This is a genomic window from Geomonas anaerohicana, assembly GCF_016458305.1.
GTDB lineage: Bacteria > Desulfobacterota > Desulfuromonadia > Geobacterales > Geobacteraceae > Geomonas > Geomonas anaerohicana.
On record NZ_JAEMHL010000001.1, the window covers coordinates 95,199 to 110,085 of the forward strand.

Annotated in this window: 15 protein-coding genes; 7 read left to right on the forward strand and 8 right to left on the reverse strand. The window is 60.1% G+C overall.

The window, feature by feature from the left end; all coding sequences use genetic code 11:
* The first annotated feature begins 10 nt into the window (after positions 1-10).
* Positions 11-202, forward strand: coding sequence for a hypothetical protein (locus JFN91_RS00395; protein ID WP_199387250.1), 192 nt, complete (start codon positions 11-13; stop codon positions 200-202).
* A gap of 9 nt (positions 203-211) precedes the next feature.
* On the opposite strand, the gene JFN91_RS00400 is transcribed toward JFN91_RS00395, so the two are convergent.
* The 4 genes from JFN91_RS00400 to tdh all read right to left on the reverse strand — a co-directional run bounded on the left by JFN91_RS00400 (position 212) and on the right by tdh (position 4,430).
* Positions 212-1,435: a TonB-dependent receptor gene (locus JFN91_RS00400; protein ID WP_199387251.1), complete on the reverse strand. Its 1,224-nt coding sequence runs from the start codon at positions 1,433-1,435 to the stop codon at positions 212-214.
* Positions 1,436-1,448: 13 nt separating this feature from the next.
* Entirely contained in the window at positions 1,449-1,895 is a 447-nt protein-coding gene (locus tag JFN91_RS00405; RefSeq protein WP_199387252.1) for a type 2 periplasmic-binding domain-containing protein, read from the reverse strand.
* Positions 1,896-2,155: 260 nt separating this feature from the next.
* A complete protein-coding gene (locus tag JFN91_RS00410) occupies positions 2,156-3,346 on the reverse strand; it encodes a glycine C-acetyltransferase (RefSeq protein ID WP_199387253.1) in 1,191 nt (396 codons plus the stop codon).
* A 40-nt stretch (positions 3,347-3,386) separates the two neighbouring features.
* Positions 3,387-4,430, reverse strand: a complete 1,044-nt coding sequence (gene tdh, locus JFN91_RS00415) for an L-threonine 3-dehydrogenase (RefSeq protein WP_215907236.1) — start codon at positions 4,428-4,430, stop codon at positions 3,387-3,389.
* A 331-nt stretch (positions 4,431-4,761) separates the two neighbouring features.
* Between tdh and JFN91_RS00420 the strand changes: the two genes are divergently transcribed.
* The 3 genes from JFN91_RS00420 to cmoB all read left to right on the forward strand — a co-directional run bounded on the left by JFN91_RS00420 (position 4,762) and on the right by cmoB (position 7,348).
* Positions 4,762-5,547, forward strand: coding sequence for a substrate-binding domain-containing protein (locus JFN91_RS00420; protein ID WP_199387254.1), 786 nt, complete (start codon positions 4,762-4,764; stop codon positions 5,545-5,547).
* A gap of 101 nt (positions 5,548-5,648) precedes the next feature.
* Complete coding sequence (gene cmoA, locus JFN91_RS00425) at positions 5,649-6,383, forward strand: carboxy-S-adenosyl-L-methionine synthase CmoA (protein ID WP_199387255.1); 735 nt, start codon at positions 5,649-5,651, stop codon at positions 6,381-6,383.
* Complete coding sequence (gene cmoB, locus JFN91_RS00430) at positions 6,380-7,348, forward strand: tRNA 5-methoxyuridine(34)/uridine 5-oxyacetic acid(34) synthase CmoB (protein WP_199387256.1); 969 nt, start codon at positions 6,380-6,382, stop codon at positions 7,346-7,348. The genes cmoA and cmoB overlap by 4 nt, the downstream gene beginning before the upstream one ends.
* 613 nt (positions 7,349-7,961) lie before the next feature.
* On the opposite strand, the gene JFN91_RS00435 is transcribed toward cmoB, so the two are convergent.
* Both JFN91_RS00435 and JFN91_RS00440 read right to left on the reverse strand, forming a co-directional pair.
* Positions 7,962-8,126: a hypothetical protein gene (locus JFN91_RS00435; protein WP_199387257.1), complete on the reverse strand. Its 165-nt coding sequence runs from the start codon at positions 8,124-8,126 to the stop codon at positions 7,962-7,964.
* Positions 8,127-8,228: 102 nt separating this feature from the next.
* Complete coding sequence (locus JFN91_RS00440) at positions 8,229-8,606, reverse strand: response regulator (protein WP_199387258.1); 378 nt, start codon at positions 8,604-8,606, stop codon at positions 8,229-8,231.
* Between the two features lie 180 nt (positions 8,607-8,786).
* Between JFN91_RS00440 and JFN91_RS00445 the strand changes: the two genes are divergently transcribed.
* Positions 8,787-8,966 (forward strand): hypothetical protein, encoded by a 180-nt coding sequence (locus JFN91_RS00445; protein ID WP_199387259.1) that lies wholly within the window; start codon positions 8,787-8,789, stop codon positions 8,964-8,966.
* A gap of 106 nt (positions 8,967-9,072) precedes the next feature.
* Here the strand turns inward: JFN91_RS00445 and JFN91_RS00450 are convergent, their stop codons facing one another.
* The gene (locus JFN91_RS00450) at positions 9,073-9,987 is read right to left on the reverse strand and encodes a M28 family peptidase (protein WP_236014857.1); all 915 of its coding nucleotides are present in this window, start codon (positions 9,985-9,987) and stop codon (positions 9,073-9,075) included.
* A gap of 277 nt (positions 9,988-10,264) precedes the next feature.
* Between JFN91_RS00450 and ovoA the strand changes: the two genes are divergently transcribed.
* Both ovoA and JFN91_RS00460 read left to right on the forward strand, forming a co-directional pair.
* Positions 10,265-12,370: a 5-histidylcysteine sulfoxide synthase gene (ovoA, locus tag JFN91_RS00455; RefSeq protein ID WP_199387261.1), complete on the forward strand. Its 2,106-nt coding sequence runs from the start codon at positions 10,265-10,267 to the stop codon at positions 12,368-12,370.
* On the forward strand, positions 12,367-13,524 hold the full coding sequence (locus JFN91_RS00460) for a MalY/PatB family protein (protein WP_199387262.1): 1,158 nt from the start codon (positions 12,367-12,369) through the stop codon (positions 13,522-13,524). The genes ovoA and JFN91_RS00460 overlap by 4 nt, the downstream gene beginning before the upstream one ends.
* A gap of 174 nt (positions 13,525-13,698) precedes the next feature.
* Here JFN91_RS00460 and JFN91_RS00465 read toward each other — a convergent pair whose 3' ends face one another.
* Positions 13,699-14,742: a GMP reductase gene (locus JFN91_RS00465; RefSeq protein WP_199387263.1), complete on the reverse strand. Its 1,044-nt coding sequence runs from the start codon at positions 14,740-14,742 to the stop codon at positions 13,699-13,701.
* Between the last annotated feature and the right edge of the window lie 145 nt (positions 14,743-14,887).

Genomic DNA, 14,887 nt, shown 5'->3' on the forward strand with positions numbered 1-14,887 from the left:
AGAATGATTGATGGGAGATAAAGAGAAGTGTGAGCAGCCGGCACGGCACAAGACGCACATGTGCAAGCTGAAGAAAGATGGCAGGATGGAAGAGTTTGACCGGCACGGTGCAAAGCCGATCGTTTATTGCAACAAGTGCAAGGTGCAGGCGGACGACCCGTTGGTGGTCTGCAACCCCAGGAGCCTCAAGGCCGCCCGTTAATATCCCCGTCTAGAAGAAGACTGTCGCCTTGGTGGCGACCAGGTACCAGTTCCGCTTGGACGCGTCGGTATACTCCGACATGTTCCAGGTCCCGTCGATCAAGTGCCCCTCCACTTTGAGCACCAGGTTGCGCACCGGGTCGAAGCGAAGGGTCAGCACCTTTTCCTTCTGCCATGTCTGCCACGGTGCTCCCACGCCCAGATCCTCGAAGGTAGATCCGTCACGGTGATGCCGGTCCGCGTAAATTTCCGTGTAGTACCCCCCCAGTTCGAACCAGTCGGTGAAGCGGTAGGCGGCGCTCACGTACCAGCCGTCCGAGGCCTGCCGGGAGGTGAAGTTCTCCAGGGCCGGGTTTTGGTAGTCGGCCGACACGGTGTAGTCGTCCCTTTGGTACTCGGTGGCCAGCGTCAGGTCGTTCCAGAGGTACTCGACTCCCAGGATGTAGCGGTGCCACGAATCGAACTTCCACTTGGCGGTGACCGGGGTGGTGGCGGAGGTGACCGGATCGGTGTAGATCCCGGTGGCGGTGCCGTCGAAGGAGGTGTGCAGCCCGCTGAAAGTGGCGCGGACCCCCACCGGTGTCCTCCATTCCAGGTGGTGCACGAAAGCGGTGCTGGAGTTCACGTCGGTTGTGGTCAGCGGCGCATCCACGGTGGAAATGTAGGCCGAGTAGTTCCTGGCGGAAGCGCCGTCCAGCGGGATCGGCGTGGTCCCGACCTGGAACTGGTAGTTGACCGTGCCGGCCGATCCGGCAGGGATCGATCCGTAGATGCTCGCGCCGGTGATGGCGTTCACCGAGTCACGCTCGTAATCGTAGTACTCGTTTTGCGGCAGGAATATGAAGGTGCGCGCGGCGTCGTTGTCCCGCGACTCGTTGTAAAGCCCCAGGGGGATCTTGATCTTGCCGGCACGGAAGCCCAGCCAGTCGGTGACGCGGTAGTCGCCGAAGGCCCAGTCCAGCGTGATCTTGTCCTTGCCGTAGCTGCCGCGGTCCATGGCCAGAAGCTGCAGGCCGACACGGAGGTCGGGGTTGACCTCCTTGGAGAAGTTCACCGCGAAGTCGTTGAAGTTGAAGGAGCCCTCGCCGCTGTTGGAAACGGGGAAATTATTGTCCGGGGAGGTCTTTATGTACCCTTGCGAGGCGAAGCCGTGAATCTCGACGCCGGCGAGGTCCACAGCGTGGGCGGACCCGGTAAAGGCGAGCAGCATCATGGCGGTCAACGCTTTCTTCATATCGAGATTCCCCCTACTTGATGGCAATGGTTTTAACTGAATCACCCGGCTGCCCCGCGGCAACAAACCCGATGGCGTTGGGGGTCTTGGCGACGAAATCGATCATCTGCTGTGTGTCGGGGAATGCCGGAGGCAGGGAGGCCTTGCCCGTAGTCACCATCCTGACCCAATGCTGGTCGAACTGGGACGGCGTCTTACCCAGCATCACCTGCAGGAACTCCTTGAGCGTGCGTTCTTCTTCCAGGACCGCAATCTTGATGTGTTTCCTGTTGCCCCACTTGACCTTTTCGCCGAGGTAGATGCCCTGCAACTCGGCACGGGTGAGGGTGCTCTCGACGACGCTCTTGTTGGCGATGACGATGAAGCCGGCCGCGTGGGCGCTGGCATGCCCCCAGGCGATCAGACACAACAGCAGCAGAATCTTTGTCCCCGTGATGCAGAACCGTTTGGGGTGGAACATGCAGCACCTCCCATGGTTTCTATTCACATAAAAGAGTTTACTGGCATAAATCAGCCTTGAGACTCTATCGGCTGACATAAGAAGGACTTTAAGACAGATTGTTAAAAGGTTACTGTTGGCTGACTCAAATTAACATACAATGTCAATATTGCAATGGACAATAACGCTCGGTGATTGAGTCATGGCGGTTATGAGAGAGGAGTCAGAGGCAGGAAGTTTCCCTCCCCCTGCTGGCAAGGGGGAGGGGAGGAAAAGCATGCTCAGCCGATCACACCGAGTTCGCGGCCGATACTGGTGAAGGTCTTCAGACCCGTTTCCAGGTCATCCTGCGTGTGGGCGGCACTGATCATGACCCGGATGCGCGCCTTCCCCTGCGGCACCGTGGGGAAGCCGATGGGCATGGCGAAGATGCCGGGCTCCGCAGCGAAGAGGCGGCGCGAGAACTCCTGTGCCACGGTGGCCTCCCCCAGCATTACCGGCGTGATGGGGGTGACGCTGGCGCCGATGTCGAATCCGGCCAGGTGCATCCCTTCCTTGAAGTAGCGCGTGTTGTCCCACAGTTTCTGCACCAGCGTCGTGCTCTCCTCGAGGAGGTCCACGGCGGCCAGGCACGCGGCGGTGTCCGCCGCGGTTACCGCGCTGGAGAAGAGAAAGGGGCGCGCCTTCTGGCGGATCCAGTCGATGACCACCTTCTTGCCCGCGATGACCCCGCCCATGACGCCGAAGGCCTTGGAGAGCGTGCCGATCTCCAGGTCGAACTTGCCGTTGAGCTGGAAATGGTCCACGATGCCGCGCCCGCCGTGGCCGAGCACCCCTTCGCCGTGGGCGTCGTCCACCATGGTGATGATGCCGTGGCGCTCGCACAGTTCGAAGAGTTTGTCCAGGGGCGCCACGTCGCCGTCCATCGAGAAGACCCCGTCAGTGATGAGGAGCGCCCGCCGGTACTGGCCGATGTTCTCGGTGATGACCCGCTCGCAGTCGGCAAGGTCGCAGTGCTCGTAGACCAGGATCTTGGCCGAGGAGAGCCGGCAGCCGTCGATGATGCTGGCATGGTTCAAGCGGTCGGTGAAGATCACGTCCCCCTTGCCCACCATGGGCGGGATGGCGGCCTGGTTGGCGCAGAAGCCGGACTGAACGTAGAGGGCGTCCTCCACCCCCTTGAAGGCCGCCAGCCGTTGTTCCAGCTCGCGGTGCAATTCCAGTGTCCCGGCTATGCTGCGTACCGCCGCCGGGCCGACCCCCCACTGCTCCACCGCCTCCTGGGCCGCCTTCTTCAGGCGCGGGTGGTTGGCGAGTCCCAGGTAGTTGTTGGTGCAGAAGTTGAGCACCTTCTTGCCGTCCACGACCATCCACGGGCCGCAGGCCGAGCCGATGGTGCGGATGTTGGTCCTAAGCCCCTGCCCTTCCAGGGCGGTCATCTCTTCTGTTATCCAGGCGAATTTATCGGCCATTGTTGATTACTCCTTTGCAGTCCATTCCCCTCTCCCTGCCCTACTCTTCCACCCAGTTGAGTATGACCTTCCCCGCATTGCCGCTGCTCATCACCTCGAAGGCTTCCTCGAAGTTGGTGTAGTGCATCCGGTGCGTGATCACCGGGGTGAGATCGAGGCCGATCTTGATCAGCGATTGCATCAAGTACCAGGTCTCATACATCTCGCGGCCGTAGATCCCCTTGATGGTCAGCATGTTGAATATCACCTGGTGCCAGTCGACGGCGAGGTCGCCCGACGGGATCCCCAGCATGGCGATCTTCCCCCCGTGGCACATGTTGGCGAGCATCTCCTTGAAGGCGTCGCCGTTGCCGGACATCTCCAGGCCGACGTCGAATCCCTCCTTCATCCCCAGTTCCTTGCGCACGTCCGCGAGGGTCCGCTCCTTCACGTTGAGCGCCACCGTCGCACCCATCTTCTTGGCCAGGTCGAGACGGTACGGGTTCATGTCCGTGGTGACGATGTAGCGCGCCCCGGCGTGGCGGGCGATGGCGGTGGCCATGATCCCGATCGGCCCCGCCCCGGTGATCAGCACGTCCTCACCCAGCACCGGGAAGGCGAGGGTGGTATGGGTAGCGTTGCCGAAGGGGTCGAAAATGCTCAGGATCTCCATCGGGATGGAAGGGTCGGCATGCCAGACATTGGTCACCGGGATGCAGATGTACTCCGCGAAGGCCCCGGTGCGGTTCACCCCCACGCCGTTGGTGTCCTTGCACAGGTGCCGCCTCCCCGCCAGGCAGTTGCGGCACCTGCCGCAGACGATGTGTCCCTCGCCGGAAACGATGTCGCCGATATTGAGGTCGGCGACGTTACTTCCCATCGCCACCACCCGTCCCACGAACTCGTGCCCGATCACCATCGGCACCGGGATCGTCTTCTGGGCCCAGGCGTTCCAGTCCCAGATGTGCAGGTCGGTGCCGCAGACGGCGGTCTTGTGCACCTTGATCAAAACATCGTTGATACCCATCTCGGGGACCGGCACCTCGTCCAGCCACAGCCCCGGCTTGGGGTATTTCTTAACCAGTGCACGCATGGTCTTTTGCATGATGCAACTCCTCGACAGTAATGGCCGTTTTGGCTCATTAATGTTACCAACAACGCTTCACATGTAAATAGCAGTGAGGGAAATGATGGCAATGCCACACGAGGACTAAATCAGGTCATTCAGATAAAGACATATAGAATCATGGTGCGTGTAGCAAAGAACAAATTAGTTAAAAACAAGCAAGGCAATTAGTTTTCAAAATTACGGAGTTGATTATTAGTTAGAGTTGGACGATATTATTGCCTCGTAATTGCTGTCAAAAGTTTGCTGCCTGCAATGTAGATCGTTAATTGTGGTACTGAACCGTGAGAAGGTTGGCAGGAGGAGTGTCGTGAAACAATCGTTTCGTCTCCGATTTATAGCTGTCGCTATCTGCTTCATTGCGGGGTGTGCCGCGCTGCAAAGAGAGGGTGTAAAGCAGCCGGCGGCGCCCGAGATGATCAAGATCGGTGGTGGCGACGCTGCTTTGACCGAGGTGATCACACCGGTGAAGGAGACTTACGAGGAGGAAAACCCCTCGCTGCGCCTGGTTGCCATACAGAGCAAGCCGGGAACGGAGCTGGCGGACCTGGACAGCGGCGCCCTCGATGCCGTTGTCTCTAGCCTCGACCTGGACGCATTTCTCAAGCGTGCCGCGGAAAACGGGACGCCGATGGACGGAGAGCATTTCCGGGAGGTCCCGGTTGGCACCAACCATACCGTCGTCTTTCTCAACCAGGGCGTGAAGATCAAGAAGCTGACCAGGAAGCAGCTAAAGGGGATTTTCACCGGCAAAATCACCAACTGGAAAAAGGTCGGCGGCCCGAACCGGCGCATCGTCGTCGTCTGGTCCCCGGCCGCTGACGGGGAGAACGACGCCTTTATCCAAAAAGTGCTGGAAGGCGAAGAGGTCGTGCCCACCTTTCTCCCGGTCGCCAACGTCGAGGAGATGAGAGCGAAGGTGCTGGAGATACCCGGCGCCATCGGCATCGGTCCCAGTGTGCTGGTCTCTCGCGGCGTGCGGGTCCCCGGGAGCCTGACGGTTGCCTCTTCGGTCGTGCTGATCACCAAGGGAGAGCCTTCGCCCAAGGTGCAGAAACTGCTCGACCTCATCAAGGACGTCGCCTTCCTGCACTGAGCCCCCTTCTGCGCTTTGGTCTCAACAAGTGGTTGATGTTCGGCGGCAAACCCGCTATCTTCGTCTTTTTTACGGACACCCGTTGAAAGGACCAGAAGACAGTGACAAAGACGAAGGATGCTATTTACGCGGCGCCGCTGCAGGAAATGATCGATTTCAAGTTCGACGAGCGCGTCGTTGCCGTCTTTCCCGACATGATCCAACGCTCGGTTCCGGGCTACGGCATGATCATCTCCAACATCGGCATCCTCGCCGGCAAATATGCCCAGGCGGGAAGCCACTGCTACGATCTCGGCTGTTCCCTCGGGGCGGCCACCCTCGCCATGCGCCAGCGCATCAACCAGCCGGATTGCGACATCATTGCCGTCGACAACTCCCCCGCCATGATCGAGCGCGGCCGTGACCTCCTCGCCCGCGATACCGGATCGACCGTTCCGGTAACCATGATTTGCGCCGACCTTCAGGATGTCGCCATTGAGAACGCCTCGGTCGTGGTCCTCAACTTCACGCTGCAATTCATCCCCCCCGCGCAGCGCCTGGCGTTGATTGAACGCATTTATGCCGGGCTCAAGCCGGGCGGCATCCTCATCCTCTCCGAAAAGATCGCCTTCTCCGAACCGGATCGGCAGCATTTTCATGTAGAGCTGCATCACGATTTCAAGCGGGCCAACGGCTACAGCGATCTCGAGATCAGCCAGAAACGCTCCGCGTTGGAGAACGTGATGATCCCGGAAACCCTCGCCTGTCACCACGAGCGGCTGCAGGCTGCCGGTTTTTCCTCCTCTGAGGTCTGGTTCCAGTGCTTCAACTTCGCCTCAATGGTCGCCGTGAAATGAACTACGACGCTCTCTATTCTCAACTTGCGGCCATGGGGCAGGGGCGCTGGGCAGAGCAGTTGCAAGCGACCCTGCCGGAAAGACTCCAACTGGAGAGCCACGGCAAGCTGGCGGGGTGGCAGAGTGCCCTGGAGTCGCTGCCGGAGCTGCGCCCGTCGCTGATCGAGTTGAAAGACAAAGTCACCATCGGCTCCAGCGCCGACCTGGGCGCAATCGATCGCGACCATGTCATTGCCCAACTGCAGGCTTTTCATCCCTGGAGGAAAGGCCCCTACCATTTCTTCGGCATCGATATCGACACTGAGTGGCGCTCCGATTGGAAGTGGGAGCGCGTGGCGCCCCACATCGAGCCGCTGGCGGGGCGCAAGGTGCTGGACGTCGGCTGCGGCAACGGCTATCACGGTTGGCGCATGCGCGGCGCCGGCGCCGATTTCGTGCTCGGCATCGAGCCGTTCCTCCTTTCTGTGCAGCAGTTCCAGGTGATGCAGCGCTATCTGCGCGATTCGCAGCACCATGTCATCCCCATCGGCATCGAGGACGTCCCGGCAGATCTGGGTTGTTTCGACACGGTCTTTTCCATGGGAGTCCTTTACCATCGTCGTTCTCCCCTCGACCATCTTTTCGAGCTCAAGGGGTGCCTGCGTCCGGGGGGTGAATTGGTGCTGGAGACGCTGATCGTGGCGGGGGATCGGGATACCGTGTTCATGCCACCGGGGCGCTACGCCAAGATGCGCAATGTCTGGTTCCTGCCGTCCATTGACGCCATGACCTTGTGGCTGCAGCGTTGCGGCTTCACGCAGATCGCCTGCGTCGACACCAACCGCACCAGTCGCGACGAGCAGCGCTCCACGCCGTGGATGCAGTTCGAGTCGCTGGCCGATTTTCTCGATCCTGATGATGTGGAGAAAACCATCGAAGGGCACCCGGCACCGCTGCGGGCGGTATTCACGGCGAAGAGGCCGTAAAGTATTGAGTTGCATGTAATTAAATTGTGCCTAGAGGTAAAAGAAAGGTGGTCGTAGATAAGCGTCGGAAGGCTGCTGACAAATGAAGGCGCAAGGCGCCCAAGAGAAATGAAACGGTGATTAAATCTAACATGGCCGTAGTTAAAACAAACATGACCACTTTTAAAATAAACGTGGTCATATTTAAAATAACAGCAGGTCTTTAATTAACTACCGACGACGCTCGCGCAAATAAAAAAGCCTGTTTAGAAATAAAATAGGGTGCAATCACGATAGTCAAGGCGACTTCGGCTAAAAAGCAGGGGTGAAAAAATTAAAAGTCACCTCTGGCCTATTCTGTCGCCGCTGTTTTTAGCAAAAGCAGACCCCAAAAATTTTAAACAGGGTCCCATGTTAGAAAACGGGGACCCCATTTATTTTAAACCTACCTTTACATTAAAAAAACAGGTACAGGTGAAGCTGCAGGCGGTATTTCCTGGTTCACAAGCTCCAGCTTGGGAACCACATATGGCGCAAAGCTCCAGCTTTGCATCCGAGGGAAGTCGGAGCTTCGGAGAGCTTTGCGTTCCCAAGGCGGACCTTGGGAACGAGATCAAGGTAAATACAACGCCTCTTACCTGCGATAGCCGTACGGGCCACGCCCATAGCGGCCATCGTAGTCGCCGTAGTAGCCTCCGTGGTGATGGCCATAATAATCATCCATCGGCACGACCACGCAGGCTGACAAGAGTGACGGTAACACCACGAGTGCAATTAAATACCGGATTTTCTTTTTCATCTTCCTTCTCCTTTTTGCCCGGACACGTTGCCATTGTCTTCAGACTAAAAGGAAATTGAGGATGAATTATGGAGCAAAGAAGAAAAGAAAGAGCTTGTTGTCTTAACTTCCGCCAAGGACCTGCTTGATGGTGTCATAGATCTCCCTGGGTTCAAAAGGCTTCTTCAGTATCGCCTTGGCTCCGACTTTCAAGACGGCGTTGGTATCGCTGGGGCAATCCGAGGCGCTGCTGGTCAGCACGTTGGCGTTCTTGTTGAGCGCCATCATTTCCCTGGTGGCGTCGATGCCGTTCTTGACCGGCATGTAGACGTCCATGATCACGATGTGTGGGCGATGGGTGAGGAACATCCGTACCGCCTCGATCCCGTCTGCCGCTTCGGCGACCACGGTGAACCCGATCCCGTCCAAGATGTTCCGCAACGAGTCGCGATAAAACTTTTCGTCGTCGACTATCAGTATCCGCACGTCCTTCAGGGCCATCGGTCCTCCTTTGAATATCTGGTGGTAGTCCGGACAGTTTATAAAACTTTCATTGTCGAAGGTCAATTGGAATATATGAAGTGTTTCATGCTTTCGAGACCGTAACCTGGACGACGATTCGCCACGGCAAGCCAGACCTGCTATGGTAGGACGCGAACCAGCAGGACAAAGGAGAACGTCATGAGCGAGAAGGAAAGCTGCCCCAGCCCGAAACAACACCCGGCGCATATGTGCCAGTTGAAACACGAGGGAAGGATCGAGGAAATCGACAAGCATTCGGCCCAGCCGAAATTCCTCTGTAACCGGTGCCGCGCGAAAGCGGATTCCGAAGATTACCTCTGCAACCCGCAGCCGCTGTAACACCGCATGAAACATTTCAGTAGCCGCAAAGACAACTAAGGCGCCCCCTGCCGACTCGGGGGCGCCTTAGTTGTCTTTGCACGGTCAAGGCCTGCGGCGCTGCACCCTATTGCCGAACCAGTTCCGCCACCACGTGGTTGAGCCCCGTCACCACGCGGCTTAGCTTGTCGTAGTCAACTTTTTCAGGAGTGTCCGAGGGTTGGTGATAATGAGGGTAGCGGAAGGGGGCGGTATCGGTGATCATGATGCCGGGATAGCCGACTTGCCAGAAGGACCACTGATCGGACCAACCGATGCCGGGCAGGGTCTCCGGGGCGGCAACTCCCTCGGATGGGAAGCGGGTGTTCTTGCGGAAGGTCCCGATGGCCCGCCGCACGATATCCCGTGACTGGAAGTTGCCGACGAAGGCGATGAAGTTGCCGGTGTCCGGGTAGAAGCGAGCCAGCGGGGCCGGGTACTGCTGGCTCCCGCGCTGGTCGGAGAAGCACCCCATGGTCTCCAGGGACAGCATGGCCACGATCTTCTCGCCGCGCTCCCTGCAACGGCGGGCGTAGATCATGCTCCCCATGGTGCCCCCCTGGAAGTGCGGCGGTTCCTCGTTGGTGAAGGCCACGAAGCGCAGTGTGCGCTCCGGTTGCACGGCGGCGAAACTCCGCGCCAGTTCCAGCAGGGCCGCCACCCCGGTGGCGTTGTCGTTCGCGCCCGGCGTGCCGGGGGCGGAATCGTAGTGGGCACCGATAATGACGATTTCGTCCGGAGCCCCTTTTCCCTGCAGCACCCCCTCCAGGTTCACCACCGTTCTCCCCTCGATCAACACGCTCTGCTCGTTGACCTTGAGCCCGTACTCCCGGAGGCGGTCTCCGACGTACTGCGCCGCGTCTTCAAGTCCGTGGTAATTGGCAAGGTTTCTCTCCCCGATCTGGCCGGCCAGCACCAGAACGTGCTCGTGCAAACGATCGCTGAGCCGTTTCTCTTCCGGGGTGAGGGGAGGGAGCGGTCCCTTATGGGTTTTCCCGGGCATGCTCACCATTGAAATACCTGCGGTGCCAAGAAGGAAAAGTGTCAGCACGGCGCAGGTAGCTACCCACACTAAGGCTGTCTTTAAGTTCATAGAGCGGTTCCTTGTCGCGGGCTCAAACCAGCGAAAAGGATAATGTGACCACCCGGGATGTCAATATCGGGAAAATGTCTCAGGTGAAGGTACGGCGACTGCAGGAAAAGATCTGGTATCATTAGAGGGATCGGCTGATACAATCGCAACAACAACGTCGTGTGACAGAGGTATGCGAGGGGCAGACATGGAACTGAGAAAGACACATAGCGTCGTACTCGATGAAGGGGATCCCGAACAGAAACGCGCCGAGATACTGCAGTACTTCGAGGCAACCTTTACCATAGACGAACTGCTCTATGACACCCTGAAGGATGACGGTGCCTTCTACCTGAGGGCGGACCGGTTGCGCCACCCGCTTATTTTCTACTTCGGGCATACCGCCTCCTTCTTCGTCAACAAGCTGTTGATCGCCCGGGTCATCGAGAAGCGGATCGACCCGCGACTGGAGGCCATGTTTGCCGTCGGCGTGGACGAGATGTCCTGGGACGACCTGGATGAGACCCATTACGACTGGCCGACCCGGGCCGAGGTGAAGGCGTACCGCGATCAGGTGCGCGGGCTGGTCACCGGGTTGATCAAGACCCTGCCGCTCACCCTCCCCATTACCTGGGAGAGCCCCTTCTGGGCCATCATGATGGGGATCGAGCACGAACGGATCCACCTGGAAACGTCTTCGGTATTGATCCGCCAGCTCCCCATCGACCGGGTGCGCCGCCACGAGTTCTGGGAAATCTGCCGCGATACGGGGGGGGGGCCGGAGAACGAGCTAGTTCCTGTTCCGGGCGGGCAGGTGGTGCTGGGCAAGGAAGAAGGGCATCCCCTCTACGGGTGGGACAACGAGTACGGCCATCACGAGGCGCAGCTGCAGCCCTTCGCCGCCTCAAAATACCTGGTCTCCAACCGTGAATACCTTTCCTTCGTGGAGGCAGGAGGTTACCGGGAGGAACGCTGGTGGACGGAAGAAGGGTGGCACTGGCGTACCTTCAAACAGGCCGAGCACCCGCTGTTCTGGGTGCAGCGCCCGCACGGCTGGGGACTGCGCACCATGGTCGAGGTGATAGATCTCCCCTGGAACTGGCCGGCGGAGGTGAATTATCTCGAGGCGAAGGCGTTCTGCAACTGGCTCGCGGAAAAGACCGGGAAACGGATCCGCCTGCCCAGCGAGGACGAGTGGTATCGGATCTACGATGCCGCGGGTGTGCGGGATCCGCAGCAGTGGCGCGAGGCCCCCGGCAACATCAACCTCGCCTACTGGGCCTCGTCCTGCCCGGTGGACCGCTTCCGCTTCGGGGAACTCTTCGACGTCGTGGGCAACGTCTGGCAGTGGACCGAAACGCCTATCTACGCCTTCCACGGCTTCCGGATCCATCCCTGGTACGACGATTTTTCCACGCCGACCTTCGACACGCGCCATAACCTGATCAAGGGAGGATCCTGGATCTCCACCGGTAACGAGGCTACCCGCGAGTCGCGCTACGCCTTCCGGCGCCACTTCTTCCAGCACGCAGGCTTTCGTTACGTGGAAAGCGACAATCCGGTGCAACTGCACGAGGATCCCTACGAAACCGATGCGCTGGCCGCGCAGTACTGCGACGCCCACTACGGTCCCGAGCACTTCGGGGTTGACAACTTTGCCAAGGCTTGCGCGGATATTTGTTTGGAGGTAACATCCGGGCGCGCCAGGGGACATGCCCTCGATCTCGGCTGCGCAGTGGGACGGGCCAGCTTTGAATTGGCGCGGGGCTTTGACCGGGTAACGGGAATCGACTTCTCCAGCAGGTTCTTCCGTTTGGCGGCGCGGATGCAGGAGGAAGGGTACCTGCGCTACGCCCTTCCCGAAGAGGGCGAGATCGTCTCCTACCATGAGCTGAGCCTGGAAGAGCTGGGGCTTGCCCCCCTGCGCGACCGGGTGCAGTTCTACCAGGGGGACGCCTGCAACCTGCCGGACAAGTTCGTCGGCTATGATCTAGTCCTTGCCGCCAACATCTTGGACCGGCTCTATTCGCCGCGCCGCTTCCTGGCGTCCGTCCGCGGCCGCCTCAACCCGGGGGGGCTCCTGGTGCTGGTTTCCCCCTATACCTGGCAGGAGGAGTACACCAAGAAAGAAGAGTGGCTGGGCGGCTACCGCGAGGCGGGCGAGCCGGTGTGGACCCTGGATGCCCTCAAGGCAGAGCTGTCGCCTCATTTCCGGATGCTGGGCGAGCCGCGCGACGTTCCCTTCGTGATACGGGAGACGCGCCGCAAGTTCCAGCACGGCATTTCCGAACTGACCGTATGGGAGCTTAAATGACGCAGAAGAAGTTCGATTTCGACGAGATCATCGACCGGCGCGGCACCGCGAGCGAGAAGTGGGACAAGTATCGCGACCGCGACATCATCCCCCTGTGGGTGGCGGACATGGATTTCCGCTCCCCCCCCGCGATTATAAAAGCGCTGCACGAGCGGGTGGAACACGGCGTCTTCGGCTACACCGCACCGCCGCAGGGGCTGGTGCAGGCGGTGATCGACTCGTTGCAGGCGGAGTTCGATTGGCAGGTGCGTAAGGAGTGGATCACCTGGCTCCCCGGCCTCGTTACCGGGCTCAACGTGAGCTGCCGCGCGGTGGGGGAGGCGGGGGACGATGTCGTCACCTTCACCCCGGTCTATCCTCCCTTCATGTCGGCGCCTCCTCTTTCCGGCCGCAACGTGATCAACGTCCCCCTTGTCTGCAAGGCGGGGCGCTGGGGACTGGACCTGGAGGCGCTGGAGGCCGCGGTGACCCCGAGGACGAGGCAGCTTCTTTTGTGCAGCCCGCACAACCCGGTGGGGCGGGTCTGGACCCGCGATGAGCTGGCGGCCCTGGACGACTTCGCGGCGCGGCACGACCTGGTCATCTGCAGCGACGACATCCACGCCGGCCTGGTGCTGGAGCCGGGCGTGCGGCACATCCCGATCGCCACGCTCTCCCCGGAGACCAGCCGGCGCACCATCACGCTGATGGCGCCCAGCAAGACCTACAACGTGCCGGGGCTCGGCTGCTCCTTTGCCGTCATCTCCGACGACTCATTGCGCCGGGCCTTCAGGAAAGCGATGGGGCGCATCGTGCCGCACGTGAATTTGTTGGGCTACACCGCCGCCGAGGCGGCCTACCGTGAGGGAGAGGAGTGGCGCCAGGAACTCCTGGAGTACCTGCGCGGCAACCGGGACCTGGTGGAACGGGAATTGACCGCGCTCGGGCTACCGGTGGCGCGGGTCGAGGCGACTTACCTTTCGTGGATCGATGTGAGGGAGACGGGGATCGAAGATCCGGTGCGCTTTTTCGAGGAAGCAGGCGTCGGCCTCTCCGGCGGGAGCGACTTCGGCCTTGCCGGCTACGTGCGGCTCAACTTCGGCTGCCGTCGGGAACTGCTGCAGGAGGCGCTCAGGCGCATGAGGGTTGCGTTGGAGGGAATGCCGAGGAGGTAAAAGAGCAGAAGGGACAGGCTCCGTTAGGTGCCTGTCCCTCTAGCGGAACGCTCCGTTCCGCTTAGCCCACCTTACCCAACCCCCTCCAACCTCCCCCCGGAGGGGGGAGGTTGGAGGGGGGAAGGATGCTTGTTTGCCCCCCTCCCTAACCCTCCCCCTCCGGGGGAGGGGACGTTAACCGAATATCCGATTCTCCTGTTCCCCCACCCTGATAAAGGTGGTGCGTTTGGTCAGCTCCTTGAGCGCCGCCGCACCCACGTACGTGCAGGCGGAACGGACACCTCCCAGGATGTCGCGCACCGTCTCGTCGATGGGGCCGCGATAGGGTACTTCCACCGTCTTTCCTTCCGAGGCGCGATAATGCGCCACCCCGCCGGAATGCTTGTCCATGGCTGTCGCCGAACTCATGCCGTAAAAGAGCTTGAACTGCCTCCCGCCGCGTTCCACGATCTGGCCGCCGCTCTCGTCGTGTCCCGCGAACATCCCCCCCAGCATCACGAAGTCGGCGCCACCGCCGAAGGCCTTGGCGACGTCGCCCGGGCAGGTGCAGCCGCCGTCGGAAACGATCCTCCCCCCCAGGCCGTGTGCCGCATCCGCGCACTCGATCACCGCGGAGAGTTGCGGGTAACCCACGCCGGCCTTGACGCGGGTGGTGCAGACCGAGCCCGGGCCGATGCCGACCTTGACGATGTCCGCACCGGACAGGAGCAGCTCCTCGACCATCTCGCCGGTGACCACGTTGCCCGCCACGATGGTCTTGTCCGGGAACGTTTCGCGCACCTTCTGCACGTACTCGACGAAGCTTTCCGCATAGCCGTTGGCGACGTCGATGCAGATGAACTGGAGCTTGGGATGGTTGGCGATGATGGCGGAGCACTTTTCGTAGTCGCTGTCGGAGGTGCCGGTGCTGACCATGATGCGGTTGTAGATGTCGTCGCCGTGGTTGTGGTTGGTGAGCCAGGCGTCCCAGTCTGCGACCGTGTAGTGCTTGTGCAGCGCGGTCAGCATCCCGTGTTCCGCGAGCCGGTCGGCAACCTCGAAGGTGCCGGTGGTGTCCATGTTGGCGGCGATCACCGGGATGCCGCTCCAATCGTACTTGCTGTGCAGAAACCTGAAATGTCGCTGCAGGTCGACCTGGGCCCTGCTTTTCAGGTTGGACCTCTTGGGCCGGATCAGCACGTCACTGAATCCCAGCTTCACGTCGCTTTCAAGGAACATGTCATTTCCTCCGTTGGGGTACCTTTATTCTCTTCTCTGTCTTTTTGCAGGCTCACAGCCAGTAAAGAGAGTACCGGAAAAGAACTAGGCCACAAGTTGCATGTGATTCCGACCGCTTGTTGAGTTTGGCAAAGCGCTGTGCTAG

Bases quoted from the DNA above. Each gene is read 5' to 3' on its own strand.
- JFN91_RS00450 (WP_236014857.1), bottom strand. From the start codon at position 9,987: ATGCCCGGGAAAACCCATAAGGGACCGCTCCCTCCCCTCACCCCGGAA.
- JFN91_RS00440 (WP_199387258.1), bottom strand. From the start codon at position 8,606: ATGGCCCTGAAGGACGTGCGGATACTGATAGTCGACGACGAAAAGTTT.
- JFN91_RS00405 (WP_199387252.1), bottom strand. From the start codon at position 1,895: ATGTTCCACCCCAAACGGTTCTGCATCACGGGGACAAAGATTCTGCTG.
- JFN91_RS00445 (WP_199387259.1), top strand. From the start codon at position 8,787: ATGAGCGAGAAGGAAAGCTGCCCCAGCCCGAAACAACACCCGGCGCAT.
- tdh (WP_215907236.1), bottom strand. From the start codon at position 4,430: ATGCAAAAGACCATGCGTGCACTGGTTAAGAAATACCCCAAGCCGGGG.
- JFN91_RS00410 (WP_199387253.1), bottom strand. From the start codon at position 3,346: ATGGCCGATAAATTCGCCTGGATAACAGAAGAGATGACCGCCCTGGAA.
- JFN91_RS00400 (WP_199387251.1), bottom strand. From the start codon at position 1,435: ATGAAGAAAGCGTTGACCGCCATGATGCTGCTCGCCTTTACCGGGTCC.
- JFN91_RS00435 (WP_199387257.1), bottom strand. From the start codon at position 8,126: ATGAAAAAGAAAATCCGGTATTTAATTGCACTCGTGGTGTTACCGTCA.
- JFN91_RS00395 (WP_199387250.1), top strand. From the start codon at position 11: ATGGGAGATAAAGAGAAGTGTGAGCAGCCGGCACGGCACAAGACGCAC.
- JFN91_RS00465 (WP_199387263.1), bottom strand. From the start codon at position 14,742: ATGTTCCTTGAAAGCGACGTGAAGCTGGGATTCAGTGACGTGCTGATC.
- ovoA (WP_199387261.1), top strand. From the start codon at position 10,265: ATGGAACTGAGAAAGACACATAGCGTCGTACTCGATGAAGGGGATCCC.
- JFN91_RS00460 (WP_199387262.1), top strand. From the start codon at position 12,367: ATGACGCAGAAGAAGTTCGATTTCGACGAGATCATCGACCGGCGCGGC.
- cmoB (WP_199387256.1), top strand. From the start codon at position 6,380: ATGAACTACGACGCTCTCTATTCTCAACTTGCGGCCATGGGGCAGGGG.